A 26661-nucleotide genomic window follows, 5' to 3' on the forward strand; every position below is an offset into this window, starting at 1 on the left:
TCTCACCGCAATTTAAGTGTTGAAAGACCAATGAGAGCAAGAACAATTGAAATAATCCAGAAACGTATCACCACTTGGCTTTCAGTCCAGCCTTTTTTCTCAAAATGATGATGGATCGGTGCCATAAGAAACACGCGTTTTCTTGTCAATTTGAAATAACCAACCTGAATAACGACTGAAAAAGCTTCCACAACAAACAGCCCACCAATAAGAACCAAAACGATTTCGTGCTTCGTAGCGACCGCAACAGTCCCCAATAATCCTCCAAGAGCCAATGAGCCAGTATCCCCCATAAAAATAGCAGCCGGTGGTGCATTAAACCATAAAAAGCCAAGCCCTGCTCCAACAACAGCCCCCAATAAAACAGCCAGTTCACCTGTTCCCGATACATAGTGTATTTGGAGATAATCAGCAAAATTCATATTACCACAAAGATAAGCAATCAGAGCGAAAGATAAGGCTGCCACCATCACAGGAACAATAGCAAGCCCATCAAGTCCATCCGTCAAATTAACCGCATTCCCCGTCGCGACAATAACAAAAGCAGAAAAAGGAATGAAAAACCAACCCAAATGGATAAGATAATCTTTCAAAAAAGGCAAAGCGAATCCAGATGAGCCAATTTGCAGAATGATAAAAGCAGCAATTGCAGCAACAAAAAACTCCAAGCTTAACCGTGCTTTCCCAGAAAAGCCTTTGTCTGTTTGTTTTGTAACCTTAAGATAATCGTCATAAAATCCAATAGCCCCAAAAGAAAGCATAACCAAGAGCGATACCCAAAAATAAATGTTCGATAAATTACACCATAAAAATGCCGATACGACAATACCGGTTAAAATCATCAATCCACCCATTGTAGGTGTTCCAGCCTTTTTAAAATGTGTTTGAGGACCATCGGCACGAATCGGTTGCCCTTTGCCCTGACGCAATTTAAGAGAAGCAATGATGCTAGGTCCAAACAAAAAAACAATAAGCCCCGAGGTCAGCATCGCTGCTATCGTGCGAAAAGTAATATAACGAAAAACATTCACACCTGGAAACCAATCACTAAACGAAGAAAAAAACAGCATCATGGGACAAAAAACCTCTTAAAACTATCAAGAAACCGCCTTATAGCGATCCAGCAATGCAGTCACAATATTTGATGAACAAAGGCTATTGGATGATTTAATCATAAGCAAATCGCCAGGAGAAATTTCTGTCAAAAGAAGCGGTAAAATTTTCTCAATATTTTCAGCATAATGAACCTTAACATCAGCAGACAAATCACTAACTAAAGATTTCATCGCCTCACCAAATAAAAAAACGGGATTAGCACCAGAAAGACGGATTGGCTTTATTAAATCACGATGAAGCTTTTCACTATACTCTCCTAGCTCTAGCATATCCCCTAAAACAGCAATTCGCCGTCCCTTCTCTCCTACTGGTCCTGTAGCAAGAAGCTCAAGAGCAGCACGCATAGAAGCAGGATTAGCATTATAGCTTTCATCAATGAGATAAAATTCACCTCCATTTGATAAAGACAATCGATAACGAATACCCCGCCCCTTTTGAGGAGAAAAATGGCTCAAAGAAAACACAATAGAATCCAAATCAACACCAACGGCATCACAAGCCGCAATAACTCCTAAACTATTTTGCACAATATGACGCCCCGGAGCTCCAATTTGGACTTCCCTATCCTGTCCTCCAATACGCACAATCATAGAAGAATGATTGGTTAAAAGACGTATATCCCGCGCCTGATAATCAGCATTTTCAGTCTCACCAAAGCTTAAGATCTTTTTCACACCGCATTGCTTTGCTTTTTGAACGAGATAAGAAAAAAAAGCACTATCCGCATTTAAAATGGCAATACCTTCTTCATCCAATCCTTCAAAAATTTCAGCTTTTGCCTCTGCTATTTCTTCAAGATCTTTGAAAAAACCCATATGTCCTGCACAAATATGCGTAATGAGAGCAACATGCGGACAAACCAGCTTGACCAGAGGACGAATTTCATCTTTATGATTCATACCAATTTCAAAGATACCATAATCACTCTCCACAGGCATCCGTGCTAAAGTCAGTGGAACCCCCCAGCAATTGTTTAAAGAAGCAAGATTCGCATGAACGTTCCCAGCCGTTGCAAGGACTTGTTTCAAAGCTTCTTTTGTTGTTGTTTTTCCCACTGATCCTGTTATCGCGATAATTTTAGCTCTTGAACGTTTGCGTGCAGCTTTCCCAAGTTTTTCTAAAGCTTGCAAAACATCCGGAACAACAATGAGTGGTGCCGATATCTTTTCCATATCCCTCAAACGGTGTTCTGCCACAATAAGAACGCCTGCACCCCTTGCATAAGCTTGTAGAGCAAAATCATGACCATCAAGATGATGCCCCTTAATGCAGAAAAAAATATCGCCTTCTGCAAGAGCACGGCTATCAATGGAAACCCCATGAAAAGTTTCTGGTATGTTTCCAATCACGACACCATCAATAGCAGTGATGAGTTCCTGTTTATTCCACAAAGCTGTCATCTCTTTCGGTCCTCTAAAGCTTCTATCGCTTTCAAACGATCTGAAAAAGGATAGGTTTTCTGCCCTATAATTTGGCCATCTTCATGACCTTTTCCAGCAATGATAAGTGTATCACCAGCTTTCAAAAGACCCACCGAATAAGAAATAGCTTCACCACGATCTGCTATCTCTATTGCTGTTGGTACCGCCTGTAAAATATCCTTGCGTATTTTTTCTGGATTTTCTGTGCGAGGATTATCATCCGTTACAATAACAATATCCGCTTTATCCGCTGCAATTTTTCCCATCAAAGCTCTTTTGCCTTGATCTCGATCCCCTCCACAACCAAAAACAACAATCAAACGCCCTTGCGTAAAGGGGCGAACAGACAGCAAAACTTGCTCCAAAGCTTCTGGTTTATGCGCATAATCAATATAAACAGGCGCATTCTTTTCTGTCTTTCCAACAAACTCTAACCGTCCAGGTGCTCCCTGCAAAGTTTCAAGTGCAGAAAAAACCTTATCCGGAGAAAGACCTGTTGCAATAGCTAATCCTGCCGCCACAAGCGCATTGGCCACCTGAAAGTCTCCTGCTAAAGGCAAATCAAATGTATAAATCTTATTTTCCACACGACACTCAATACACTGTTTTGAACGTTGATGTTCAACACGATTAATTGTGATAAAGTGCCCTTTACGTCCAATTGTCAAGACGCGGCGGCGCGCTTGTGTAACAGCATCAATAACCTTTTTTGAATAGACATCATCAGCAAAAATCAGAGCAGGCGCAGATACAGGCAAAAGTGTATCAAACAACCGCATTTTAGCCCGCAAATAATCCTCTACGCACCTGTGATAATCCATGTGATCTCGCCCTAAATTGGTAAAGGCCCCTGCTGTTAAACGGACTCCATCAAGTCGTCCTTGATCAAGCCCATGTGAAGAAGCTTCAAGAGCTGCATGTGTCACACCTTCATGAGAAATTTCACAAAGAAGACGGTGCAAGACGACTGGATCAGGTGTTGTAAGAGAACCATAATCATTCCGTTGAGGAGAAACAACACCAACCGTTCCTATACTCGCAGCACACAATCCAACATGAGTCCAAATTTGCCGGATAAAAGAGACAACAGATGTTTTACCACTTGTCCCCGTCACAGCAACAACCGTTTCAGGCTGAAAACCGTAAAAACGTGCTGCTGCCAACGCGAGACTATGACGAACATTCAAAACACGTAAAACTGGAACAGATAAATCCTCAAGAACAGCCTGACAATCCGTAACGATTGCGCATGCTCCACGCTTTATCGCATCATTGATATAGTGTCTTCCATCTCCTTTTTTTCCTTGAACAGCAACAAAAACATAGCCCGGCAAGACTTGTCGAGAATCTGCACTGATTCCTGTTATTTCTATTGAAGAAAGCTTCTTATCTTCAAAACATTCTGTAAAAACTGTTCCAAACAACATAACGACGCACCTTTATATTCATTTTACCGTTGTTTAACGAAACTTGAATGGCTCTTTTTACCTAAAAGAGACTCATATTCTTTTTTAAAATCGGGCTTTACACCAAGAAAACTTGCTGAGCGACGAACAATATTAGCAAGCATTGGTCCGGCATTCATCCCTGCTGTTGCGGAATTTTTTCCCTCTTCTGGCTTAGGTTCATCAATAATTGTTAAAACAACATAAGCAGGATCATCAATCGGAAAAGCAGCCAGAAAACTATTGAAATTTTTTGTCTTAGAATATTTTCCATTTTCAACTTTCTCAGCTGTTCCTGTCTTTCCACCCACCCGATAACCTTCTACTTTTGCATTACGTCCAGAACCAATATCACTATTTAATTGATAAAGGTAACGCATATTTTGACTTGTTTTAGCCTGCAAAACCTGTTTTGCATGGTGCAAAGTTTGTTCTTTTGTCCGTTTTAAAAATGTCGGCGCAATCAACCAACCACCATTCATTAAAGCAGCAGCCCCAACAGCTGTTTGCAAGGGTGTTGTTGCCATACCATGCCCAAAAGAAATTGTCATAGAATGGATATCCTTCCAATGATGTGGTACAATAGGATGAGCGATTTCAGGCAACTCTGTTGTGAGACGATCCAAAAGCCCCAATTTTTGCAAAAAATCACGATGTTTATCAATCCCTATCGCTAATGCCTCTTTAGCAGAACCAATATTGGAAGAATAAATAAAAACCTCCCATAATGTTAATGGACGATTTTTTCCATGAAAATCATGAATCGTATAGCCACTACTTGCTTTTATGGGCTTTGAAGCATCAATAATACTGTTTAAATGAAAAATATTGGAATCAAGGGCCATGGCTGTCGTAAAACTTTTAATGATTGATCCCATTTCAAAAGTTCCAGCCGTCATCCGATTAAGACGATCACTTTTTAAAGCTTCAATAGGATTTCCAGGATCAAAATCTGGGAGTGATGCCAAAGCCAAAACTTCCCCCGTATGGATATTTAAAATAACAGCGCCTGCAGCAATTGCCTTATAACGCTTCATAGCCTGAATAAGTTCATCATGAACAATTGCCTGAACACGCACATCAATCGAAAGATGAACTTGTTTTAATGATTCTTCCATAGCAAGACCAGCAGCACGCAGAGCACTCAACCCCGTATCATCGATATATTTTTCCATACCTGCAATACCCTGATTATCCACATTGACCATGCCGAGAATATGGGAGGTTATAGGTCCATCGGGATAAAAACGACGAATTTCAGTCCGAAAACCAATTCCTGGAATACCAAGAGCCATAATTTGCGTCTTCTGCATGGGCGTTAACCCACGCTGTATCCAAGAAAAACCGGTTTTTCTTTTTAAACGCTTATAAGTTTCCTGCCAATTCAGATCAGGCAAAACTGTTGAGAGCAATTCAATTGTTTCATCCACATCAATAATACGTCGTGGCTCAGCAAAAAGTGAATAGGTTTTAATATCTGTTGCTAATAAACGACCATTACGATCAACAATATCAGGCCGTGCCATCAATGGAAGAACGCCTGGTCCCCTAGCTTCTTCAATCTGACCACCTTCCACCCCATAAGAAATCAGGCAAGCCCCCATGATGCCATATAAAATTAAAAAGCAGAACAACGAAAAAAGCAAACGTGGACGACTAGAATAGGGACGACGAACAGAAACATTATGATTATTCAATGAATTCTTTAAGCACTTTTTTTTTTGTGAGAATAAAAAGGTCGATTTCATTGCTGTACGCCTTTTTGAACAACGCGATTGATTTGAGAAGCCCGATTATTTGCCCAAATATCTTGATTATCTTCCAAGATATTTTGTTTAATCAATTCTTCAATTGGATCGTGTTCCCGTACCGGAATGTCTTTAAACTCCACGATTTGACGTGGCTGTATAACTTCTAACTCAAGTTCTTTTTGATAACGTTTCGCAAGTTTTTGCATACGTGAAGGCTTTATCATGACAGCCCACTCAGCATGAAGCAAACTCACCGTATTTTTTGCAGCAGCAATTTCCTGCTCAAGGTGACGAACTTCGCTCATTCGTTTTTGAACATCATATTTTACTTTATAAGTAAGCCCTGCCATACAAATCATAATCATCACTAAAATCATATCAAATGTACGGAAAACTGTCATTTCTTGCCACCTTCAAAACTGGCAATTTCTGCTAAACCAAATAATTTCATATCTTCCGCAAGAGCCTCTGCGTTAGTCCGCACCCCCATACGCAATCTTGCAGAACGTGAACGAGGATTCTGCTGTAATTCCTCTTTATTTGCCGTTATTCCCCCTTTAAACAAAGGGAAAAATGTTGCTGGAGAATGCTTTATTTCAGGTAAATGGCGTGATCTCATACCTTCTCCAGAACGAGAGACAAAAAATCTTTTAACCATACGATCTTCAAGAGAATGAAAACTGACAACCCCCAAACGGCCTCCAGCTTTTAAAACGCGTTCAGCAGCAAATAAACCACGCGCTAATTCACCAATTTCATCATTAACATAGATACGAAGAGCCTGAAAGACACGTGTTGCAGGATGAATGCGATCTCCTGGCTTACGCCCTACCAACGCTTCAATAGCATAGGCTAAATCACCCGTACGCAAAAAAGGCTGAACAGCACGACGCTTTTCAATCATTCGTGCAATTCGCCCTGCATAACGCTCTTCTCCTAATATCTTAAAAATACGCGCTAAATCCTTTGCTTTTAAATGATTGACAACATCACTGGCTGAAAAACCCGTCTGAGCCATTCGCATATCTAAGGGACCATCTTTTTGAAAAGAAAAGCCTCTTTCTGCTTCGTCAAGCTGCATTGAAGAGACACCAATATCCAAAATAACCGCATCCACCTTCTCTTCAACAACACGATCGAGCTGTGAAAATTCCATATGGACCAAACGAAGCCGTGGAAAAAATTCATCAACAAGGGATTGTCCCGCAGCAATGGCATGAGGATCACGATCAAGAGCAATCACTTGTGCCCCTGCCTTTAACAAAGCACGCGTATAACCACCAGCACCAAAGGTGCCATCAATCACTTTTGCACCAACCAATGGCATAAGCCCAGCCAAAACTGGCTGCAACAACACTGGAATATGGCGTTCAGCTCTTTGATCTTGTTTTGTCAAAATAATCCGTCTTGAAGTTATACTGTTTCAAATCAACAGCGCCCTCATGGCAACCGATACCAGAATAACGAACCCTCAACTTTCATATACATAACCATGAAAGAAAAAAGTTAAAGATATTCCAAGACACATCCTAACGTATTATACTTAAAGAAATGTTATAGTTTTTTAAAACACTCTTTCATTCAAGTGTTCATTTAAAACACAAACTCCATAAAAGACCATATGTCATTGAACATACAAAATATCGCGTATTATCCATAAAATATCAGTCGGCCTATAAGCCGGGTTCTGTAGTGTAAAGCTTGTACTTTACATGGCAACCATTCATCTGGGACGGATGTTACCACCCGCCTCGTGCAACCTACCCGAATGACTCGCCCGGAAATTGGCTGCAAATTAAATCTTGCACGTCATTTCTATTTGGTCTTGCTCCCGGTGGGGTTTACCTTGCCACATTCATTACTGAATGTGCGGTGGGCTCTTACTCCACCCTTTCACCCTTACCTATAAAAATAGGCGGTTTGCTTTCTGTGGCACTTTCCCTAGGGTCACCCCCGCCGGGTGTTACCCGGCACCGTCTTTCCATGGAGCCCGGACTTTCCTCACCTGCCGCTTTTCAGCATTGGACAAGCGCGGCTGCCCAGCCGACTGACACATTAATTTATAAAACATTTTCTGCTCCGTGAAAATAGCATCTTAAAATATTTTATAGTCAATCTCTTTGATAAAGATGTTTTTATTTTAATGAAGCCAAATACATTTTCACTTTTGCGCAATATTTTGCCGAAATGGAATTCATTTTTTTTGCTGCATGACCTGCATTATACTTAAGAATTGTACCACACGTACTTCCCCCACTGAGTTTATAGGCCCGTGCCAAATAACGCATACCATATTCAAGATTAGTCGCAGGATCGTACAAATCTTTTACAGAACCACTAAAGCCCAACCCTCGTGCCGTAGAGGGTTTTATTTGCATCAAACCTATTTCGCCCGCGGCCCCTTTTATGCGTGCCTTATAATTACTTTCAACTTTTACAACAGCATGCGCTAAATTAACGGGAACATTATGCTTAGTTGCAAGTTTCTGAATAAGAAACTCATAAGGACGAGCAGATGTCTTAGAAGAAACAATCACTGAGTTTTCTTTTGATTCTGAAACGTTTAAGGCACTCTGAGTCCAGCTTATATCAAATACAAAAAATACAGCACACGCTGTATTTAATAAGATGTTCAAAAATTGCATTTTCTTTCTCTTCACAACCTTCTCAAATTCTATCTGCAAATAATTTGCAAGCGTATTGTACAAAAAAAGAAAGCAAAAGAACGGCTTGAAAAAGGAAATACTAAGACAATTTCAAGATAAAATTCTGCAGCAAAAGAAAATCCCTTTATGCACAAATTATAGATTTCTCTATATCATAAAATAAAAAAAATAAAGAGACTACTTTAATCTTATAGTATATTCAATAAAATGATATACTCTATCCATCTCTATTACTTCTTTTGTATCACTCAATTTCTATAGTACAAAAATAGCAATTTAAATAAACATAATATTTTTTATAAATGACGATTAAATTCTTTATTAAGATCAATTCCACAAAGCAATGCAGAGACAAGACAATCTTTATCGAAGATCCTCGATATTGCAAAAATTTCAAAAAAATAAAAATCGTTATCAATGCTTTCCCCTCGCCAATAAATGCTCACCATACTCTTTAATACCCAATAAACCATCAAGCAAAGCCAATCGCAAAACCTATATAGATATGCAAAATCCTCATACTTTTTACGCATTTTAAAATATTACAATAGCCTTTGATATTTGAGATGACTCAAAAAAAGCTTTTTACTTCTTTCTTTAAACCACGCCGCTCCCCGCTTTAATGTACAAGCAACTAATTTTGATTGCTTCACCATGAATAAATTTGAAATGGGAGAATTTCACTATATTCAATTCGATGTTCTCAAAAATGATAAATGACCATTACAAAATCATATCCTTCTTTGTTTCTACAACAAAGCTTAACGATTATTTTTGTCTGTCTTTTTAAATTCTCGAAAATGCAATCCCCTAAAGCCTTTTGAAGGAAAATGGACCTCTCATCCTCATCCAAGTATCTTTTGCTTTATCCCAGATTAACATCTTATCAACCTTACGCCGCATCTCCAGACACCATGCAAGCGAATCAACATCCTAAAGTCTGCAAGAAAAAGAAAACTCAAGCCTTTTGAGAATTTTCTATCTTCTCTATCAAACTAAAAAATAACTGGTATATAAAATGCGCTTAACACGTTTTCTTACAGCAATTTATTCATTTTCTATTCTACAAACGAGCGCTCTCAGATTATTCTCACCCTTTATGAAAATACTGCCTCGATTTGAGCTGTTTTTTATTCCTTTTGTCGTTGTAAACATTGATAATGCGAATTAATCTGAAGCGCTATCGATAAACTTGCGACCACTCTTGTAATGATCGCAGCCTTATTTTTATACTCTGATTGATACCCTTTTGGATAAGATAAATTTTGCTAATTACCTTACAAATTGATTATTCCCCTCACGCTTTGTAAAACTTCACAAAAAGCTCTGCCCCTTAAAGTAAAACCCAAAAACGCAATTTAAAAAATAGTTAAAAATAAGCATTCGCAATGGAAGGACGAGACATCGCTTTTGAGAGAGCCATAGCAACAGTTTCACCAAACTTATTCGCCTTCTCACGACTCTGACCACTTTCAGAAGCAAATGAAACCGCATCGCGACGCACTTGCTCAATAAACTGTTCTTGTTGCTGAGGATTCATCTTAGAAAGGTGCACGATAATATCTGGGAAAGCCATCGCCCATCTCTCTAGCAACAACTCCTCTGTTACCTCAACCTGCTGAGAAGAAGAAGAAGAAATGTAGCCAGAGAGAAACTTGTGAACAACAACGCTGCGAGAAGCAAGAATGCAAGCGCCAAAAATAAGAAACACAAATAAAATTAAAGCAACACGATTGGAGAAAAATCCCATTATCTCTTACCTAAAGATTATAGAATCAAATACGGATTCTCTTTATAACATTCAACGATTTTTCAATAAAGAAAAACTCGCATCATCAAAAATGAACTCGATAACACAAACCACTCAATAAACTCTTATCCCCCTAATACGAGATGCTATACAACAGTAAACACCATGCTTTTTAAGGCTCCTGAGAACACCTTACAAACCCCTAAAAACAATTTACAAAAAACCTGACTGAGGAAATCCTCAGTCAGGCCAGACAATCTAGGGGATCCACGCGGGGGGGGGGGGGAGGAGGTTCCCCGATCGTCCTCTCACATCAACCACTAAGATAGCCGATGCAATATCTTTGCTATGGAATAAAATGCTTTAAACAACAAGAAATTCTTATCATCTTCTATGCAAAAAAACACAAAAGAATTATAAATTGTTTAAAAATGGTAAAATTTAGGCAAAAAAAATTCAAAATGACCCAATTTGAAGCAATTTTATTCCAAGAAACATCAATCAGAATCGACAGCCATTATAGTTTTTTATAATAATCTCTCTCACAACACTGGTGATCATAATTAAAAAACAAGTAATCCGCATATATTTACCTTATAAAAATAAAACATAGAATCAGCAGAATCACTTGTCCAACAGCGATCACCACGAAAGAAAAACGTCGTTTTTTAATCTTGTGCAATAACAGCAGAAACGTCTGTTCAAAAGAAAATATGAATTATTTAAATTAAAACAATCAATTAGAGAGAGAAAAGTCTTATCTACCTTCATGAAATTTTCTGAAAATGATCATTTAAAAATATTGTCCAATCTCTTACACAACAACATCCATGAAGAATTTAAACAGCTTACAAAAAAAATGAAACCTCTAAAGGTATTTATTTCGAATCATATCCTATGATCATTCCCAATAACGATAAGCTACCTTACAATAGCCACCACGTTCCTATATGTGTTTAGAAAATCAGAGAATAAAGCACGTTAACGAACGCGACTTATGCAAAATCTACTTTTTTATCTTTGATATCATCAACCAATAAACGGGGATCACGAGCAAGCCAAAGTGTCACCACACACGCCTCACTGTTTTTACTTTGTATAGGCGTAAGACAAATCGTTTGTTCTAAAACAAGTCCCGTATTTTTAAGCCATTGTTCTATTTGTAAAGCCGAAAATCCAAACCCCATATGCGCTTGATCAGAATGTGAAGATTTAGCTTTATGATAACTAAAATCCACAATCAATAAACGCCCATGAGGACGCAAAACACCTGATATCTTATGAAGAACCATTTCAGGGTTTTCAAGAAAATGTAAAACCCAATGAAGAATGACTAAATCAAAAGCTGTCTCTTCAACAGGCAAATGCAAAACATCACGATCAAGCACGATTTCAATCGCATGCGTATAAAGATCAGAAAACAATTTTAAGACAGAATCTCCCCCTATTCCAATATTTAGCATCGTCTGAAATGGCTTATCACCCACGATTTTAAGTAAAGCATTTTCCACACTGTGATCTGCCATATAGGACGATCGTAAGAGATCCCATTGCGACATATTTTGTAAAAAATGCTTCTTCCTCGTTTTTTGACACTGCTTTTTGACATCCTTCAAACGTTCTAAATCATGCGCTAACAACACATCATGCTTTGGCAAAGACGAAAGAATGCTCATCACAATGTCTTTACCCCAAAAATCATGACAAAGCTTAAAATAAAGATAACCTCCCTTCTGATAACGCTTAATCAATCGTGCTTCGCACAATAAATATAAATATCGTGATATACACGCTTGCGACTGATCAAGGATAAAAATAAAATCAGGAATTGTTAAATCTTCATGATGCAAGAGTCTAAGAACACGTAAATGATCCACTTCTGCTACCGCTTTCAGCAGCACAATCATTGCATCTAAACTTGCACTTTTTTTCATAATTACCCCCTAAACCTTCCTATAAACATTTGTTTATAGAAAAAAAAGTCAAGCTTAATGCGCATATTCTCATCTATTTCGTTCCCGCTATTTTATCATACTATGAAAAAAATAACCTACTGTAAAAGATGAACAGATCCTATCCCATTGCCCATAAGTAATTCTAACATATTGATTTATAATAAATATTCATCATTTTTAACTTAAATAAAAGGCTAAAGTATCGTCATTTTTTCCGATTTCAAACTATTCATGGTGAATCAATTAAACTATTCTCTTGCACCTCAGAAATGGCTGCCTATGAACAAAAAACACAGACAATGAGTGAAATGCCTCTTATAGCTATCTCAAAAAAAAATATCCAACATTGGGAGAGAATAGTTTCAACTTATAGTTTTTTTAAGTAAAGACACTAATGCTCAAGGACCAGAGCACTTGCAGAATAGCACTTTTCATAAAAAGATTTCCCCTCTTCATGGCAATTTTACAAATATAGCTTTATTGACGCATGGGGTCATAAAGAGCCTCTCCTCTTTCCCATGAATAAAAACTTCCAAGGAATACACACGACATTATTGATGAATAACATAAGCACAAAAGCACACTATCTTCTCAATCAAATTTCCATAAGATAAGAAATTCTAGCGTGTAAGAGGCTTATAATTTGCGTGCTTAGAATTAAGGGATTCAACCCCAAGACGGCGAACTTTATCAGCCTCATATTCAGCAAAATTACCTTCAAACCATTCCACATGGCCATCACCTTCAAAGGCTAAAATATGCGTTGCCAATCGATCAAGAAACATACGATCGTGCGATATGATCACGGCACAACCAGCGAAATTTTCTAATGCATCTTCCAATGCACCCAACGTTTCAGTATCCAGATCATTTGTCGGTTCATCAAGAAGAAGCACATTCCCCCCTTCTTTTAGAAGTTTTGCTAAATGGACGCGATTGCGCTGCCCTCCTGATAAATTTGCCACTTTCTGCTGCTGATCGGCCCCCTTGAAATTAAAAGCCCCGCAATAAGCACGACTATTCATCTCATATTTGCCTAACTTAATGATGTCATTTCCACCAGAAATCTCCTCCCAAACAGTTTTATCACCCGCCAAGGAATCGCGACTCTGATCCACATAACTCATGTGAACTGTTTCACCGATACGTATTTGACCTGAATCGGGCTGTTCTTGCCCTGTCAACATTTTAAACAAGGTCGACTTTCCCATACCATTGGGCCCAATAACGCCGACAATACCCCCAGCAGGAAGTTTAAAAGAGAGAGAATCAATCAACACACGTTCGCCATAAGCTTTAGAGAGATGATCAACTTCAATGACAACCTGACCTAATCTTTCTCCAATAGGAATAATGATTTGCGCTTCTCCAGGACGGCGTTCACGTGCCGCCTGAACCAACTCATCATAAGCTTTAATCCGCGCTTTTGACTTTGCCTGTCGCCCTTTTGGACTAGAAGCAATCCATTCTTGCTCACGTGATAAAGCACGTTGACGCGCAGCCTCTTCACGACCCTCTTGAGCCAAACGCTTGGCTTTAGCCCCCAAATAGGCGGAATAGTTCCCCTCATAAGGGATACTTCTACCGCGATCTAATTCTAAAATCCAACCTGTGACATTGTCGAGAAAATAACGATCATGGGTTATCAAAAGCACAGCACCAGGATATTCACGCAGATGCCTTTCAAGCCAAGCTGTCGTTTCAGCATCTAAATGGTTTGTCGGTTCATCCAAAAGCAACAAATCAGGTTTTGACAAAAGCAATTTACAAAGCGCCACACGCCGCTTTTCACCACCCGAAAGTTTTGTCACATCCCCCTCAGCTGGTGGACAACCAAGAGCAGCCATTGCCATATCCACTTGACTTTCTAAATCCCAAAGATTCTGACTGTCAATAATATCCTGAAGCCTTGCACTTTCATCAGCCGTTTCCTCGCTATAATTCATCATCAATTCGTTATAACGCTCAAGAATGGCCTGTTTATCTGCAACACCCTCCATCACATTAGCACGCACATCTTTGCTTGCATCAAGCACAGGCTCTTGTGGGAGATAGCCACAACGTGCTCCTTCAGAAAGCCATGCTTCTCCCGTATATTCCTTATCGAGCCCAGCCATAATACGTAAAATAGTTGATTTACCTGCACCATTTGGTCCTAAAATACCGATCTTCGCATCTGGATAAAAAGACAAATGAATATTTTCTAAAATTTTTTTATTGCCGTAAGACTTGTTGAGCCCAGCCATATGGTAGATAAATTGACGTGCCATAAATTTCTCTTTATATTATGCGATATCAAAGATTAGGATTTTGAAAAAACTGCTTTCGCTTTTTGAAACTGTACAGTAAACAAAGCTTACACCATTTCAAAAGCTTTTCGCTTTAATATTGGTACATTTTTTCTAATCTCACAAGCCCCAGTCTGGTCCTAAATGCAAAAAAACATCTCCTCAAGAAGCAAAAAGCAAATCTTTTTAGCTGTACCTGAAACCTGTTACCAAACATTGCCTCTCTTTTCTATACCAGATATCACATTACACTTTTACCGTATTAAACCAACCTATCAATGTAATATAGAACCAAAAAGAAAAGTAATTCTCTATGCACCTTCTTTTTTTGCTTTATGGGCTTTATATTACGCAGTAAAAAAACCTTCCCTTTTTTCATCAATTTTTTGTTACGGGAAACAATGGACTTCACCTCTTGCCTTGATGTGGCTTAAATTGCGTTTACAAAACGACCGCCGCCTTATGGGATCTGATGTCCCAAGCCCAATGATCATGAAGGCTTTGCACAAACATGTCGCAACAAATGACTACAGTGCACTTCCCATTGGTATGTGGTTACACTTCGTAAAAAACTATAAAATGAATTGTAAAAACTTATCCATTCCTCTCTTTTGGCTTGATAATTGCAAAAATAAGATCAATATCCAACAAATCATTTCAAAACTTCAAGACGAAATATAGCTTTTTAAAAATACGATAAAAGCTCACCTCCTATAGGAATATATTTATGAAAAAAGAAGCCTTACTCGTCATTGATGTTCAAAATGACTTCTTACCCGGTGGAGCACTTGCAGTACCACAAGGTGATACTATTTTACCTGCTGTCAATAATCTTATCCATCATTTTGACCACGTTATCTTAACCCAAGATTGGCATCCCAAGAACCACTGCAGCTTTGCTTCCACCTATCCTGAAAAAAAGCCCTATGATACCATTGATCTTGACTATGGTGCTCAAATACTTTGGCCTGATCATTGCATACAAGGAACACAAGGAGCAGAGTTTTATCCATCTCTCAGAGTGGAAAAGGCACAACTTATCCTTAGAAAAGGCTATAATCAAAATATGGATAGCTATTCTGCTTTTCTTGAAAATGATCAAAAAACACCAACAGGTTTACAAGTTTATCTCAAAGAACACGGTTTTACCAAGCTTGTTATGTGCGGCTTAGCAACAGATTTTTGTGTTGGATTTTCTGCTCTTCACGCCATACAATGTGGTTTTAAAGTCAGTGTTTCATTAAATGCCTGCGCTGGTATTGATGTAAACGAATCCCTGAACACAATGCTTAAAACGATGAACGAAGCTGGTATCGAACTGTTAATGAATTCTTAAATATTATTTCTAACTATCTATTATGAGGCACTAATTTATAAGAAATAAATTATTCTCTTACACAGCATAAATAAGATAAATATAGAAGTAAAAATCATTCAAGAACGCAAAAAAAATACTTCTTATGAATCGTTAAATATAAAAGCTGTCGTCGTACTGAAAACTGGTAAAAAGTATAGCATCCCTTCGCACCTTGTATTTAAGCCAAAGTTATCCAAGAGATTTTAAATTACTCCCTTCATGGGAAGAATCATGCCATGGCTTCAACTCTAAAATAAAGACGTCAATCAAAAAAAACGATAGCATTTTGTTTTGCATGAAAGTTCCCTTCTATTGGGAATATGCAATAAACAAAAGCATGAAATCTCCATTACTTAAGATACAACATGTTTCTCCAATTGACGATGCTTAAAACGAATCGAAGAATACAATGCTATTCCAATAATACAAATTCCCACAAGTCCTGTTAAAACTTCAGGAACCGGTATAATTGTTTGCAGATACATAATCACGGCAAGAACTAAAATTGCATAAAAAGCACCATGCTCCAAATAACGATAATGCAACAATGTCCCTGATTCAACCAACATAATTGTCATAGAACGAACGTAAAATGCACCAATACCAAGACCAATTGCGATAATAAAAAGGTTATGTGAAAAGGCAAAAGCACCAACCACACCATCGAAAGAAAAACTCGCATCAAGAACTTCTAAATAAAGGAACGCCCCTAGTCCCCCTTGAGCCACTGTCGTCAAAGTCTTTTTAGGAGCATCCAAGAGATGACCGACAGCTTCAACACCTATAAAAGTCAAAAGCCCATAGAGGGCTGCTAATAAAAAAGTGACTCTATCCTCTGCAACAATCTGCCCTGACACGAATAAAATCAAAATCAAAACAATTGCAATATCAATCCCAACAAGCGCCCCCAATTTTTGAGCAGATCTCTCTATAACACTAAGCCAATGCACCTCTTTTTCAGAATCAAAAAAATATTTTAAGCCAACCATCATAAGGAAAGTTCCTCCAAAAGCGGCAATTCCCATATGCGCATCGGTTAAGACTTCGGCATATCGATGGGGTTCTCCTATCGCTAATTTAACTGCCGCAATTGGATTAATTCCAACAGCAACGACAACCACCAATAATGGAAAAACAATCCGCATTCCAAATACAGCGATCAGAATACCCCATATAAGAAAACGACGACGCCATAACGGATCCATTCGACCAAGAACACGTGCATTGATAATAGAATTATCAAAAGATAAAGAAATTTCCAAAACCCCTAAAACACAGCAAATAAAAAAATATTTAAGAAAACCAGTAATACTTCCCGTTTCAAACCAACCAATAGCCCCTCCTAAAAAGACACCAATAATCGTGAAAAAAAAAGCAAACCCAAAATAGCGTAATAGGGCCATGATCATTCCTCAATGTTTATTTTCTCATTCGTCTACAGCATACACATAATGCAAATTGAAAGTTTGTAGCTCTTTAAAGTTGCATCTCTTAATGCAGAGGTGTATAAAGTATATATGGTAAAGTTACATGAAAATTTTCTCAAAAAAAGCAAGAGATAAATCCTGTAAACAGAGAATTTTGTTTTGAAATGAATATTAATCGTCAATACAATAGAGTTGAGAGATTATTTTTTATCCATAAAAATAAAAAAATAAAGAAAAATTAAAACAATAAATATTGACATTATGTGATAGAATATTAATACATAGTGTGCTTTTATTATTTAATAATTTATACCATGATGATTTACTGAGGGAGATAATTCGTGGCACGTCCTGAAACTGAATCAAAAACCATATTTGGAAAACGTTTACGTTATGTACGTCTTGCTTTAGGCGATCCATCGCGTGAAACCTTAGCTAAAAGTTTTAGTATGACAAAAAATTCTATTGCTTTTTATGAGCGTGGAGAAAGAGAACCCAATCTTAGTGTCTTACAAACATACCGCACGTTATATGGTGTCAACATTAATTGGCTTTTAACCGGACAAGGAAAAATGTTTGACGCCGAATATACAAAAGGTGATTTTGATTGGAATTATTTTATTAAAAAAATTGAGGGACTAGAAGAAACACTTGCAAAGTGCGATCGTAATGAAAAACCAAATCAGGAAAAAATCGACAGCTCTTATGAAAAATTGCAGCAATATTTGTCAAGACAAGGTTTATCAAACGGCCCTAACCCTAGAACTGCAACCTCTCTGATCGATATGAAAGCCAAAATGGCTAATTCTTATACCCTTAGCTTATTTATTGATTTACTCATTCGAAGCGTATCCCAAAAAGAAGTTATAGCGAATCAATAAACGTCCATTTTAAAAGAAAAACAAGAAATGACTAAGTATAACCAGTATGGAGAGAAGTATTTTTCCTTTATCCATGCTGGTGAGAAGTTGTGTGTTCTATAAAATTTATCTCTATAAAAGAAAAATATTGCTATTGAAAATGAACATATAGTACTATTAAATTAAAAGAAATAATTTTATAGTATAAAATTCTCATCCACATCTTATTGACAAATTTTTTTTTCTTGTTAAAAAGTTAGTAGCTCTCATAGAAATTATTTTTAAAGGTCAGAAAATTTAAGGGGAATATGTTGACGACTTCCTATAGAGACATACATTAGTATTCGTAAATGGGTTAGTCGAGTATTTATCCTGAAAATTATCAGCTATTTTATGAGGTGGGAAACATGTATTTTGAGGTGTTTCAAGGAGTTCACAATCAATGGTATTGGCGTTTAATCTCGGGAGATGCACAAAAAGTTGCTTTTTCTAGTAAAGGGTATCCAACAAAACAAGATATCCTCATGAATATTGAACAAATCAAAGAAATTACCCATAAAGCTCTTATTAGAGAACTGCAATCTTAGCATTCTTTACCATTAAGATAGGAATTTAATTTGTATAAATGGGATTTGGGGTTACGTTTTTGTAGCAAATAATAAAATGACTGGTTTTTTCTCAATGAAAGAGAAGTTTTTGTGTTACTTTAAACATATATAAATAACAATTAAATTTTTGCGGGATATATGTTTGTTTTAAACATAAGTGAGTTTTGATAACCCTTATCATGAAGCCTCCCCCCTCAAGTTTTGTATCTTTTCATAAAAATACCTAGGAAGAGAAAATGAATCATAAATTAGGAATGTGATTGCGTTCCTAGATATCAATATCTTTTACGTTCACCTTCCTATTCTGTGTATCGGATAATCATGACTGACTTATCCCCCTTCATCTTCATAAAAAACAAATATCTCCTTACTTTTATTATCATGCAATTTTTTATGCCTATTAATTAAAACTATCGCAACATTATAGCTAAAACACAAAAGAAACGCGCAAAATTGTTTTCTACAATTGCTGAATCGTATAGATACCCTTTTTAAATATCCCCAGTATAGCGATAAACTGGGGCACAATCATAAACTTTTATTTTGCTGCCAACAGCTACCTTTCTATCAACTTTAATGATTTTATAAATTATAGATCAGAGTACTTGAATATTCCCTTTCAATACAATCTCTCCACAAGCATCGTAATGGATTTCATAAAAGTCTCTCTCTCATTATTTTCAATCCTTCTAACTCATCTCGAAATCCTTTAATGCATAAATTTGATGCGCAATATGAATACATATCACTCTCTATCATTTTCAGATTTAGGTCCTTTTTGATATTTTTTTTCATTTTCTTCATATTTCTTAATTTGTTTTTTCAGTTTTTCAATTGCTTGCTCGCGTCTTTTAATCACCATATTCTGCTCTCTAAGAACTCTATCTCGTTCTTCAGTCATCTTCATAGAATCCCTTAAAAACTCATGCTTTATCCTTCTGGATTCCTCTTTTAGAGCTTTAATTTGACCGCGATAATATAAAGCAAATCGAAATATAATCCCGCTGAACAACAAAACAACCATCATTGCTCCCAATAAAATTTCGTTTATATTCATTTTGATCTCCTCTCATTGCCGCTCAAGTGACGTAAGCAATTTGTTTTGTTTCATCCTCCATCAAAAAAGAAGGCAATAAAACACATACTCCAAGTGCGAATAATCACCCTCGGCATTCGTATTTTCTCCATTAAAACATTGATAAATGACGCAAAAAAACACCCTGAAAGCAGCTAAGTCTAGATGCTCTCACCAATTATTTGCGACATATTTATTGATCCAAAATATAAAAAATAAGAAACTTCCAACAAAACGAACAACGTGATAAAATCAATATCCACCTTCCCCGAAACGTTCCTATCCTCTTTTACACTATATGGAATATGGCTGTATGTGGGAGTTTTTTCATTATTACAAAAATCTTCTGTCTTACAAAGCGCAGCTTTTCTGTAAAAGTTTTACCTTCCCACAAATCTTTACATCACCACAAACCAAAGCATCCCTAAAAACACGAGACTTTCTATAATCACGAGTATTACTACAAACTTCAATATATTGAGTATTCAAAATTTGCCCTAAAACGACTACATTCGTGTAAACATATGCCTCTCTACTCATATTCAAATGACAATAAAGTTCCCCCTTTCGTAAACATGCAAATTCTTGGCTCCTCCCTAGACAACCAATACATTAGCGCATTGTCATAAACAAAAATACCCTCAAAAACACAAACTTTATTATAAACTGTCGCATCATCAAAAGCCCCCCCATCCTCATAAGAGCATTGATCGCGTGTATCACATTGTGCCAAACGACCACCTTCATACTTCAAATTATTTTTGTGTTCTATAAAAACACCAAAATCACTTTTTTTGATATTTCCAAAGTTTTTGAACGCACACATACGACATACCATTTGATAGTGACCTAATTTATTACAATAAAAGAGAAATGGGCTTTTTAAACCTATGAATTTATGTTTTTTCTCCAATCACGATCTTGTCTCTTAATGTTGTAAAGCTTCGTTATATGCTCACATACCGGCTTAACACAGAATTTTTTACAAATGCTGATGTTGGGGTATATCTTGATTTATAATGCTGCTACGTATACTATCATAGCGAAATCTCATGAACATACGCGTGCGTATCACCGTTTCCGGTATACGTGCTGATTTCTTCACAACCGTGGAACTAAGGAACCATTTTTACTGATTCGAATCTAAAAGTGTATGGGGACATTTTGTTATTAGTTAAAAACAACTCTATATGCTTCATTAGCGAAGAGCTACGCATGGATATTTTCACGCTCCTTGTATCATATATTCTGGATTCGCGACGCAATATTAACGCTATAGCGTAAATGTGTAAAGGTCTAAAAATGACAAAGACTGAAAAAGATTGGTTCCAACGCTTAATTGAATTGATAAAAAGTGACGGACGAACGATGATCGAAATAAGCAGAGCAGCAGGCTGTGGACAAAACTATGTCCAACAAATGATAAAAGGAGGAAAGCGACCTTCAGTCGATAAACTTATGGCTATTCTCAACACACTCGGAAATGCTAGTGCCATATATGTCATAACTGGCTTCAACATCTCCGATGAAGACCTAAAACTTATAGCTTTGATTTCGTCTGGAGATAAAAAGAAGATTGAGGCTTTAAATGTTCTGTTGAATGAGAAGCAGTTGTAGAATTTTCTACTCTATCCAATATCGCTTGCTTTTGAGATGTCGATAAAGACTCCCATTTCACAATAATATCCGATAAAGCCGTCTCAAATTTTTCATTATTCTTCATAGTGATACTCCGTATTGTCAAATTATATAACGCTAAAGCGTTTAAAAATATCTCATACCTTAGAAAAAAATATTTGCAATAGGCAGTATAGAAGCAATTGTGTACAAACCGATTTTATAAAATCAGATAAAATTCTATGCGTTATATACCATGGTGAAACAGAAAGCATCGCTTGATCCAGACCTTCTTATGAAAATTGGTATGATCTATCAACAACGCGAATAATGTTACGCAAATCTTATGATTCGAACCAATAACAAATTAACACGAAAATATCTCTGAAGATAATCCTGAACGCTTTAATAAGAGGACACGAAAAAGCTTATTTTAAAAGAAAAATGTAGTCATAATTTTATTTTACATAGCATCATCTATGTTTTTTAAGCAATATTGCAAAGCAAGAATATAACAATGTTATAGGAATAAGTTCTTATAGACAGCCGCGCCACCTAAAGAAAAACGATTAACGCATTTACAAGGCAATCGCCCCTCTGCAAACACTGTTTAAATACTGATTCTCTATCATGAATAAAAATGACAATGTTAAAGAGATACAATGAATCATCACCCATGATCTCCGTACGTAAATTGTAGAATTTACAACAAAGAAGAAATTCTCTCACGTAAATGAAGAGTGATGATCTTTGAAGAAGAAAGGTACTTTTCCAACAAAAAATCACCTCCCTTACCAGTCATTTTGCAGAAAAGAGAAAGCTCTCTTCACAATCAATACGAGAAGATTTTAAGCAACATAAAAAAGAGCAAAGTTTACCGAAATACTGCCAATACCTTATAAGAGTAAAATCAAAAAAGATCTTGTGATTTCAATAACAACTTGAATGACGTAAAAACTATAATTTGAGCATTAGACAGAAAACATACAATGGTAAAAAATATCAACAAATATTACCATCTCTACTCCCATGCTTCCTATAAACCTCTATCATACCCTTTCATATACAATCTTTTATCATGATGATATTATTCAAATATCTCAAAGACGTAAAGATCATTCAAAGAAAGCGGATTTGAACTCTCTATTTTCAGGACTTTTTTTATGAACAAGCACAAAATTCAGCATTGTTTTTGTGGATCAAACCCATTTGTAGAACATGCATAACTCACCTCATAAAGGTGTTAACCTCCCGCTTTTGAAGAACATCACACAGAAAAAATAAAAAACAGCATATAAATTAAGGAAGCGAACAAGCAACACATATCAACTTAATCCAGATGCTTCAATGTTGTAAATGAAAGCGTTTCTTTTATGAGACCGAAAAGTCTATCATCACTTCATATATTAAAGTAACTTATAGAAAAATAGTGCAACAAAAAAACGACAAAAGAATTCAGAATAAACAGAGAAATAAATCAAAAGAACGAAAGATACAGAATCGCCAAACTTTTACGAAGCTATCCATTTTTCTCTTGGATAATTCCCCATTGGTGGGCCCGGAGGGACTCGAACCCCCAACCAAGCGGTTATGAGCCGCTGGCTCTAACCAATTGAGCTACAGGCCCCACATAGGTGGTCTTTCTCTAAACTAAAATGCTCTATGATACAAGAGCTGACCCGAATTATAACCCATCTTTTTCTCTTTTCTATTGGTTTTTTTTCTAACGCCCTAATTTCTTTACAAGAACTCTCAAAAATGAGAGAATAGTGATGACAAATGTAAAGGAATAGATATGATAGAAAAGAAAACTCAACCACTGAAGAGTTCTTTGGTTAAAATAGCCATATTAACATTCACACTCTTAGCCGCTTCATTGGCGGGTGTGCGTGCTTATGCTGAAGACAATAAAAGAGATGCAACGATTACAGTAACTGCAACCGGAGAAAGTCAAGCTGCACCGGATATGGCGATTATTAATCTCGCCGTTGTTACTGATGATAAAACTGCTCAAAAAGCATTAGCCGCGAATAATAAATCTATGAATGATATTGTAAATGCCTTTAAAAGCAATGGCATCCAAGCAAATGATTTACAAACATCGGGCTTATCTATTTATCAATCTCATGCCGATAAACATCACGAAAAAAAGAGTAATGAAAAACTCTATCATGTTTCAAATTCTTTAACCGTGCGCATTCGTGATCTTAGCAACGCTGGTAAAATCTTTGACCAAGCGATGACACTGGGGGTTAATTCAGTGAATGGCATTACTTTTACCAATGCAGATACGAAGCCATTTTATCAAGAAGCACGTAAAAAAGCCATTACTGAAGCCATTGAAAAAGCGCAAACAATAGCACAAGCGGCTGATTTAAAATTAGGGAAAATTATTAAAATTAATGAAAAAGAGGATTACTACCACCCAACACCGCGTCTCATGAGTAGAGCAGCTGATGCAAGCTACGCAGACACAAATTTTGCAGGGGGTGAATTAAATTATAATGTGACTGTCACTGTCGTCTTTGCGATCGATTAAAGCACCAACCATTGTATAAAGCACTCATATTACTGGCTTTCACATAGAAGACCAGTAATATGAGTGAGATAATCTTCTTCAGATGATAATTCATCTTCGTAGATTTCTATATATCCGCGTGCGGAAATGTGTACTTTATGCACCGTTTGATAATCTCCTGATACCAATGGATGCCACCATGGAAGATCTTTTCCTTCATGAATTAACTTATAAGCACAACTTTCTGGAAGCCAACGCGCTGTTTTAACGGTTGTAATGTCTAACGATATACAATCTGGTACAATTGATTTACGATGAACATAGTCTCGACACTGGCAAGTTTCCCCATCTAAAAGACGACAAGCAATACTGGTTGCGTACAGATCACCCGTATCATCATCCTCAACTTTATGGAGACAACAACGACCACAGCCATCACAAAGGCTCTCCCACTCTGAGAAGGAAAGCTCTTCTAATTTTTTTACTTTCCAAAAAGGAAGTTCTCCACTCATAAACTCGGACACACCTTTTTTAATTAAGACAATCGATAAAAAAAGAAAAAATTAAAAGTTTAATTTCTATCATCCCATCTATTTCTGTCTCTTAAAAAATTCAACTCAATACGTACTTCATAGAATTTTCTTAAAATTTATCTAAAAAAGGGCGTATTCAAAAAATAGCGCATATAATAAATGAACGTAACCTATTAAAAAATTCCTTTGTGAACGGACAAAGAATGAAATGCGTCACCTAAAGAGATAAAATATTCTGCAAAAAATACACCTTTCTCATCAAAAAGACAGCACACTGTGCTATTAAATCTTCTTAAGATATCCTATCTCTTAAGAAACGCATCGCTCTAGCCAAGATAATATTTTGTCGTTCATTTCTTGAAAGCCCCCTCTACTCCATAAACATTCTTTGCCCTATATCTATCCCTACGTGACAAGTTTTTTTTATGCCGCGTCACTTTGACGTTGCTGTTTTGCTTGTTCGATGACATTCAAAAGATCCGATTGTAACCAACGGGATAAAAAACCAAATTTTAAAGGTTTTGGGAGAGAGCCATTGGTAACATGGCGGCGGAATGTTGAGACACTCATGTGAAGCAATTTTGCACTTTCACGGTCCGTTAAAAGAAGATCATTTTCTGTCATAATAAAATCCTTTCATTTTCAAAAATGGAAACAAATCATAAGCATTTATTAAGCACATTTTGGTTCATTTTTAAGGTATTTTATTTATAAAAAACAATATTTTATCATATAATTTGTAATGTGATAATTTATGAGTCTTATTGAGAGCGAATGAGAGAGGAGAGAGCTAAAGTTATCCACAGATCATGGGGTTATGCACCCCATATCTTAAGATTCATAAGCCGCCCGTTTATCCATATAAAACGCGGCGCTGTTCTAGATAGTCAGTACGACGATAGGCACGCTCTACTTTACCGCCGACCGTATGAGCTAAAATAGTTTCAGCGACCTCATAGGGGGCATTGGTTGTTTCAGCGAGCCAATTGCGTAGACTAGAACGAAAACCATGCGGACGTGCTTCAAGTCCAATCTGTTGCATATCAAGTCCAATCTGTTGCATATATTGTGACATGCAATTCTCACCAAGAGGACCCCGACCGGTTGCAGAAAAGAAGAAATCATTGCGAGAGAAAGCGAGCGCGCTTGTTTCAAAATTTCTAATGCCTCTAATGATAAGGGGACGCGAAATTCTGTTGTAGCATCACGCCTTCCTTTCATATTTTCAGCAGGAATAGTCCATATATCTCCATCGACTTGATCTTTATGCATATGACGTAAAGGATTGCTACGGCCCCCTAGGATAAGTAAACGCAAAGCTAGTTGTGTTAGGGGTGATGCTTCGCAAAGTATTTTATAAAAAGCCGGCACATCTTTCCAATCCATGACTGATCTATTCGTGATCTCATGGCGTTGTTTTCCTAAGAGAGCTTGTGCTTTTGTTGTTGCTTGTAAATCAACATCCAGACCCAAAGCTGCCGCATGCTTGAGACAAAGATCAAGACGATTCAGTACTTTCTCTGCTGTTGAAGCTTTTGAATGCTAGATAGGAGCAAGAACATTACGTATCTCTTGTTTATGTAATCTCTGAAACGGGCAGACAGCCTAATTTAGGGAGAATATGAAGACGTAAAGGTAAAAACCAATCACAAGCCTTACCATCATCTTTTAATTCAGCTTTACGGCTTTCAAAAGCATCTACGGCAATATCTTTTAAGTAATGAAGATTGCTTATTGCCTCACGCTTTTGTTTGTTGCGTTCTTTAATGGGGTCACGACCTTCGCGTAAAACAAAGCGCCACCCAGTTGCCAATTCACGGGCTTGTTTTAAAGAGACATCTCGCAACGCTCCCAAGCCCATTTCGCGACGAAGCCCGTGAAGGGTATAACGATAAAGCCATTGAGCACCTCCATCTTTACGTTTGTGAAGTAACAAGCCAGCGCCATCACACACTTTGCCAGCTCTCAATGTTGCGACATATCTTGCATTTGAGAGCGTTCATAAGAGCCATTTTTAGTCCTTTCTTATACAAATTTGATCCACACACTCATCCTGCTTATGAAGTGCAAATGAGTGGTTTTGATTGATGCAAGATAGGCAGATTTGAAATGAGAGAATCTTACGGTATTCGGGTTTCTCATTCAATATGAATAACGCTATATTATCATTATAAATCAATGCCTTATTTTTTAATACAAAGAGATACAAAGCTCCAAAGCTACGAAAAACGTTAAATACCGTAAACTTTTTAGATTATTCAAAGTGTTCCATAT

General features: G+C 37.1%; 22 protein-coding genes, 1 tRNA gene, 1 other RNA gene and 1 pseudogene. 6 read left to right on the forward strand and 19 right to left on the reverse strand.

Translation table 11 applies throughout. The features are described 5' to 3' along the window. Positions 1 to 2 precede the first annotated feature (2 nt). From mraY to ettA, 11 genes are all read right to left on the reverse strand, one after another. On the reverse strand, positions 3 to 1073 hold the full coding sequence (gene mraY / locus BTR_RS07625; RefSeq protein WP_012232059.1) for a phospho-N-acetylmuramoyl-pentapeptide-transferase: 1071 nt from the start codon (positions 1071 to 1073) through the stop codon (positions 3 to 5). Positions 1074 to 1097: 24 nt separating this feature from the next. Then, entirely contained in the window at positions 1098 to 2516 is a 1419-nt protein-coding gene (locus BTR_RS07630; protein WP_012232060.1) for a UDP-N-acetylmuramoylalanyl-D-glutamyl-2,6-diaminopimelate--D-alanyl-D-alanine ligase, read from the reverse strand. Then, positions 2513 to 3964 carry a UDP-N-acetylmuramoyl-L-alanyl-D-glutamate--2,6-diaminopimelate ligase gene (locus BTR_RS07635; RefSeq protein WP_012232061.1) on the reverse strand — a complete coding sequence of 484 codons (1452 nt, stop codon included), beginning with the start codon at positions 3962 to 3964 and terminating at the stop codon, positions 2513 to 2515. The genes BTR_RS07630 and BTR_RS07635 overlap by 4 nt, the downstream gene beginning before the upstream one ends. 23 nt (positions 3965 to 3987) lie before the next feature. Next, positions 3988 to 5730, reverse strand: a complete 1743-nt coding sequence (locus BTR_RS07640) for a peptidoglycan D,D-transpeptidase FtsI family protein (RefSeq protein ID WP_012232062.1) — start codon at positions 5728 to 5730, stop codon at positions 3988 to 3990. Further along, positions 5727 to 6134, reverse strand: a complete 408-nt coding sequence (gene ftsL, locus BTR_RS07645; RefSeq protein WP_012232063.1) for a cell division protein FtsL — start codon at positions 6132 to 6134, stop codon at positions 5727 to 5729. The genes BTR_RS07640 and ftsL overlap by 4 nt, the downstream gene beginning before the upstream one ends. Further along, positions 6131 to 7129 (reverse strand): 16S rRNA (cytosine(1402)-N(4))-methyltransferase RsmH, encoded by a 999-nt coding sequence (gene rsmH / locus BTR_RS07650; RefSeq protein WP_012232064.1) that lies wholly within the window; start codon positions 7127 to 7129, stop codon positions 6131 to 6133. Before rsmH ends, ftsL begins: the two co-directional genes overlap by 4 nt. Before the next feature lie 264 nt (positions 7130 to 7393). After that, an RNA gene (gene rnpB, locus BTR_RS12035) (RNase P RNA component class A) lies at positions 7394 to 7784 on the reverse strand. A gap of 84 nt (positions 7785 to 7868) precedes the next feature. Further along, the gene (locus tag BTR_RS07655; protein ID WP_012232065.1) at positions 7869 to 8378 is read right to left on the reverse strand and encodes a lytic transglycosylase domain-containing protein; all 510 of its coding nucleotides are present in this window, start codon (positions 8376 to 8378) and stop codon (positions 7869 to 7871) included. A gap of 1390 nt (positions 8379 to 9768) precedes the next feature. Further along, a complete protein-coding gene (locus BTR_RS07660; protein WP_012232066.1) occupies positions 9769 to 10149 on the reverse strand; it encodes a hypothetical protein in 381 nt (126 codons plus the stop codon). Positions 10150 to 11144: 995 nt separating this feature from the next. Continuing rightward, positions 11145 to 12083, reverse strand: a complete 939-nt coding sequence (locus BTR_RS07665) for an ArsR/SmtB family transcription factor (protein ID WP_012232067.1) — start codon at positions 12081 to 12083, stop codon at positions 11145 to 11147. Between the two features lie 641 nt (positions 12084 to 12724). Next, the gene (gene ettA / locus BTR_RS07670; protein ID WP_012232068.1) at positions 12725 to 14374 is read right to left on the reverse strand and encodes an energy-dependent translational throttle protein EttA; all 1650 of its coding nucleotides are present in this window, start codon (positions 14372 to 14374) and stop codon (positions 12725 to 12727) included. Between the two features lie 162 nt (positions 14375 to 14536). Between ettA and BTR_RS07675 the strand changes: the two genes are divergently transcribed. Together BTR_RS07675 and pncA are read left to right on the forward strand one after the other, a co-directional pair. Then, entirely contained in the window at positions 14537 to 15073 is a 537-nt protein-coding gene (locus tag BTR_RS07675) for a hypothetical protein (RefSeq protein ID WP_012232069.1), read from the forward strand. Positions 15074 to 15119: 46 nt separating this feature from the next. Beyond that, entirely contained in the window at positions 15120 to 15728 is a 609-nt protein-coding gene (gene pncA / locus BTR_RS07680; protein ID WP_012232070.1) for a bifunctional nicotinamidase/pyrazinamidase, read from the forward strand. A gap of 374 nt (positions 15729 to 16102) precedes the next feature. Here the strand turns inward: pncA and BTR_RS07685 are convergent, their stop codons facing one another. Beyond that, positions 16103 to 17152, reverse strand: a complete 1050-nt coding sequence (locus BTR_RS07685; protein WP_012232071.1) for a DUF475 domain-containing protein — start codon at positions 17150 to 17152, stop codon at positions 16103 to 16105. Between the two features lie 365 nt (positions 17153 to 17517). On the opposite strand from BTR_RS07685, the gene BTR_RS07690 reads away from it, so the two are divergent. Next, the gene (locus tag BTR_RS07690; protein ID WP_012232072.1) at positions 17518 to 18057 is read left to right on the forward strand and encodes a helix-turn-helix domain-containing protein; all 540 of its coding nucleotides are present in this window, start codon (positions 17518 to 17520) and stop codon (positions 18055 to 18057) included. A gap of 386 nt (positions 18058 to 18443) precedes the next feature. Next, a complete protein-coding gene (locus BTR_RS07695) occupies positions 18444 to 18623 on the forward strand; it encodes a YegP family protein (RefSeq protein ID WP_012232073.1) in 180 nt (59 codons plus the stop codon). Between the two features lie 766 nt (positions 18624 to 19389). On the opposite strand, the gene BTR_RS07700 is transcribed toward BTR_RS07695, so the two are convergent. Both BTR_RS07700 and BTR_RS13065 read right to left on the reverse strand, forming a co-directional pair. Next, on the reverse strand, positions 19390 to 19701 hold the full coding sequence (locus BTR_RS07700) for a hypothetical protein (RefSeq protein ID WP_012232074.1): 312 nt from the start codon (positions 19699 to 19701) through the stop codon (positions 19390 to 19392). A gap of 550 nt (positions 19702 to 20251) precedes the next feature. Then, positions 20252 to 20545, reverse strand: coding sequence for a hypothetical protein (locus BTR_RS13065; RefSeq protein WP_162467691.1), 294 nt, complete (start codon positions 20543 to 20545; stop codon positions 20252 to 20254). A 476-nt stretch (positions 20546 to 21021) separates the two neighbouring features. Here BTR_RS13065 and BTR_RS07715 point away from each other — a divergent pair, with 476 nt between their 5' ends. After that, positions 21022 to 21336, forward strand: coding sequence for a helix-turn-helix domain-containing protein (locus BTR_RS07715; RefSeq protein ID WP_005773173.1), 315 nt, complete (start codon positions 21022 to 21024; stop codon positions 21334 to 21336). Here BTR_RS07715 and BTR_RS13475 read toward each other — a convergent pair. Both BTR_RS13475 and BTR_RS07720 read right to left on the reverse strand, forming a co-directional pair. Beyond that, entirely contained in the window at positions 21260 to 21442 is a 183-nt protein-coding gene (locus BTR_RS13475) for a hypothetical protein (protein ID WP_081458166.1), read from the reverse strand. The two genes, BTR_RS07715 and BTR_RS13475, sit on opposite strands and share 77 nt — an antisense overlap. Positions 21443 to 22886: 1444 nt before the next feature. Then, a tRNA-Ile gene (locus BTR_RS07720) sits at positions 22887 to 22963 on the reverse strand. Positions 22964 to 23131: 168 nt separating this feature from the next. Between BTR_RS07720 and BTR_RS07725 the strand changes: the two genes are divergently transcribed. Then, positions 23132 to 23875, forward strand: coding sequence for an SIMPL domain-containing protein (locus BTR_RS07725; protein ID WP_012232076.1), 744 nt, complete (start codon positions 23132 to 23134; stop codon positions 23873 to 23875). A gap of 29 nt (positions 23876 to 23904) precedes the next feature. Here the strand turns inward: BTR_RS07725 and BTR_RS07730 are convergent, their stop codons facing one another. The 3 genes and pseudogenes from BTR_RS07730 to BTR_RS12315 all read right to left on the reverse strand — a co-directional run bounded on the left by BTR_RS07730 (position 23905) and on the right by BTR_RS12315 (position 26399). Continuing rightward, positions 23905 to 24366, reverse strand: coding sequence for a YcgN family cysteine cluster protein (locus BTR_RS07730; protein ID WP_012232077.1), 462 nt, complete (start codon positions 24364 to 24366; stop codon positions 23905 to 23907). A gap of 444 nt (positions 24367 to 24810) precedes the next feature. Beyond that, entirely contained in the window at positions 24811 to 25011 is a 201-nt protein-coding gene (locus tag BTR_RS07735) for a helix-turn-helix transcriptional regulator (protein ID WP_012232078.1), read from the reverse strand. 207 nt (positions 25012 to 25218) lie between these two features. Beyond that, positions 25219 to 26399 (reverse strand): annotated as a pseudogene (locus BTR_RS12315) (tyrosine-type recombinase/integrase). Positions 26400 to 26661 lie beyond the last annotated feature (262 nt).

The sequence above is a fragment of the Bartonella tribocorum CIP 105476 genome (genome assembly GCF_000196435.1).
GTDB lineage: Bacteria > Pseudomonadota > Alphaproteobacteria > Rhizobiales > Rhizobiaceae > Bartonella > Bartonella tribocorum.

What these genes read in the sequence shown, in the direction of transcription:
- mraY (WP_012232059.1), bottom strand. Translation starts at nt 1,073, where the DNA reads ATGATGCTGTTTTTTTCTTCGTTTAGTGATTGGTTTCCAGGTGTGAAT.
- BTR_RS07630 (WP_012232060.1), bottom strand. Translation starts at nt 2,516, where the DNA reads ATGACAGCTTTGTGGAATAAACAGGAACTCATCACTGCTATTGATGGT.
- BTR_RS07635 (WP_012232061.1), bottom strand. Translation starts at nt 3,964, where the DNA reads ATGTTGTTTGGAACAGTTTTTACAGAATGTTTTGAAGATAAGAAGCTT.
- BTR_RS07640 (WP_012232062.1), bottom strand. Translation starts at nt 5,730, where the DNA reads ATGAAATCGACCTTTTTATTCTCACAAAAAAAAAAGTGCTTAAAGAAT.
- ftsL (WP_012232063.1), bottom strand. Translation starts at nt 6,134, where the DNA reads ATGACAGTTTTCCGTACATTTGATATGATTTTAGTGATGATTATGATT.
- BTR_RS07655 (WP_012232065.1), bottom strand. Translation starts at nt 8,378, where the DNA reads ATGCAATTTTTGAACATCTTATTAAATACAGCGTGTGCTGTATTTTTT.
- BTR_RS07660 (WP_012232066.1), bottom strand. Translation starts at nt 10,149, where the DNA reads ATGGGATTTTTCTCCAATCGTGTTGCTTTAATTTTATTTGTGTTTCTT.
- BTR_RS07665 (WP_012232067.1), bottom strand. Translation starts at nt 12,083, where the DNA reads ATGAAAAAAAGTGCAAGTTTAGATGCAATGATTGTGCTGCTGAAAGCG.
- ettA (WP_012232068.1), bottom strand. Translation starts at nt 14,374, where the DNA reads ATGGCACGTCAATTTATCTACCATATGGCTGGGCTCAACAAGTCTTAC.
- BTR_RS07675 (WP_012232069.1), top strand. Translation starts at nt 14,537, where the DNA reads ATGCAAAAAAACATCTCCTCAAGAAGCAAAAAGCAAATCTTTTTAGCT.
- pncA (WP_012232070.1), top strand. Translation starts at nt 15,120, where the DNA reads ATGAAAAAAGAAGCCTTACTCGTCATTGATGTTCAAAATGACTTCTTA.
- BTR_RS07685 (WP_012232071.1), bottom strand. Translation starts at nt 17,152, where the DNA reads ATGGCCCTATTACGCTATTTTGGGTTTGCTTTTTTTTTCACGATTATT.
- BTR_RS07695 (WP_012232073.1), top strand. Translation starts at nt 18,444, where the DNA reads ATGTATTTTGAGGTGTTTCAAGGAGTTCACAATCAATGGTATTGGCGT.
- BTR_RS07700 (WP_012232074.1), bottom strand. Translation starts at nt 19,701, where the DNA reads ATGAATATAAACGAAATTTTATTGGGAGCAATGATGGTTGTTTTGTTG.
- BTR_RS13065 (WP_162467691.1), bottom strand. Translation starts at nt 20,545, where the DNA reads ATGTGTGCGTTCAAAAACTTTGGAAATATCAAAAAAAGTGATTTTGGT.
- BTR_RS07715 (WP_005773173.1), top strand. Translation starts at nt 21,022, where the DNA reads ATGACAAAGACTGAAAAAGATTGGTTCCAACGCTTAATTGAATTGATA.
- BTR_RS13475 (WP_081458166.1), bottom strand. Translation starts at nt 21,442, where the DNA reads ATGAAGAATAATGAAAAATTTGAGACGGCTTTATCGGATATTATTGTG.
- BTR_RS07725 (WP_012232076.1), top strand. Translation starts at nt 23,132, where the DNA reads ATGATAGAAAAGAAAACTCAACCACTGAAGAGTTCTTTGGTTAAAATA.
- BTR_RS07730 (WP_012232077.1), bottom strand. Translation starts at nt 24,366, where the DNA reads ATGAGTGGAGAACTTCCTTTTTGGAAAGTAAAAAAATTAGAAGAGCTT.
- BTR_RS07735 (WP_012232078.1), bottom strand. Translation starts at nt 25,011, where the DNA reads ATGACAGAAAATGATCTTCTTTTAACGGACCGTGAAAGTGCAAAATTG.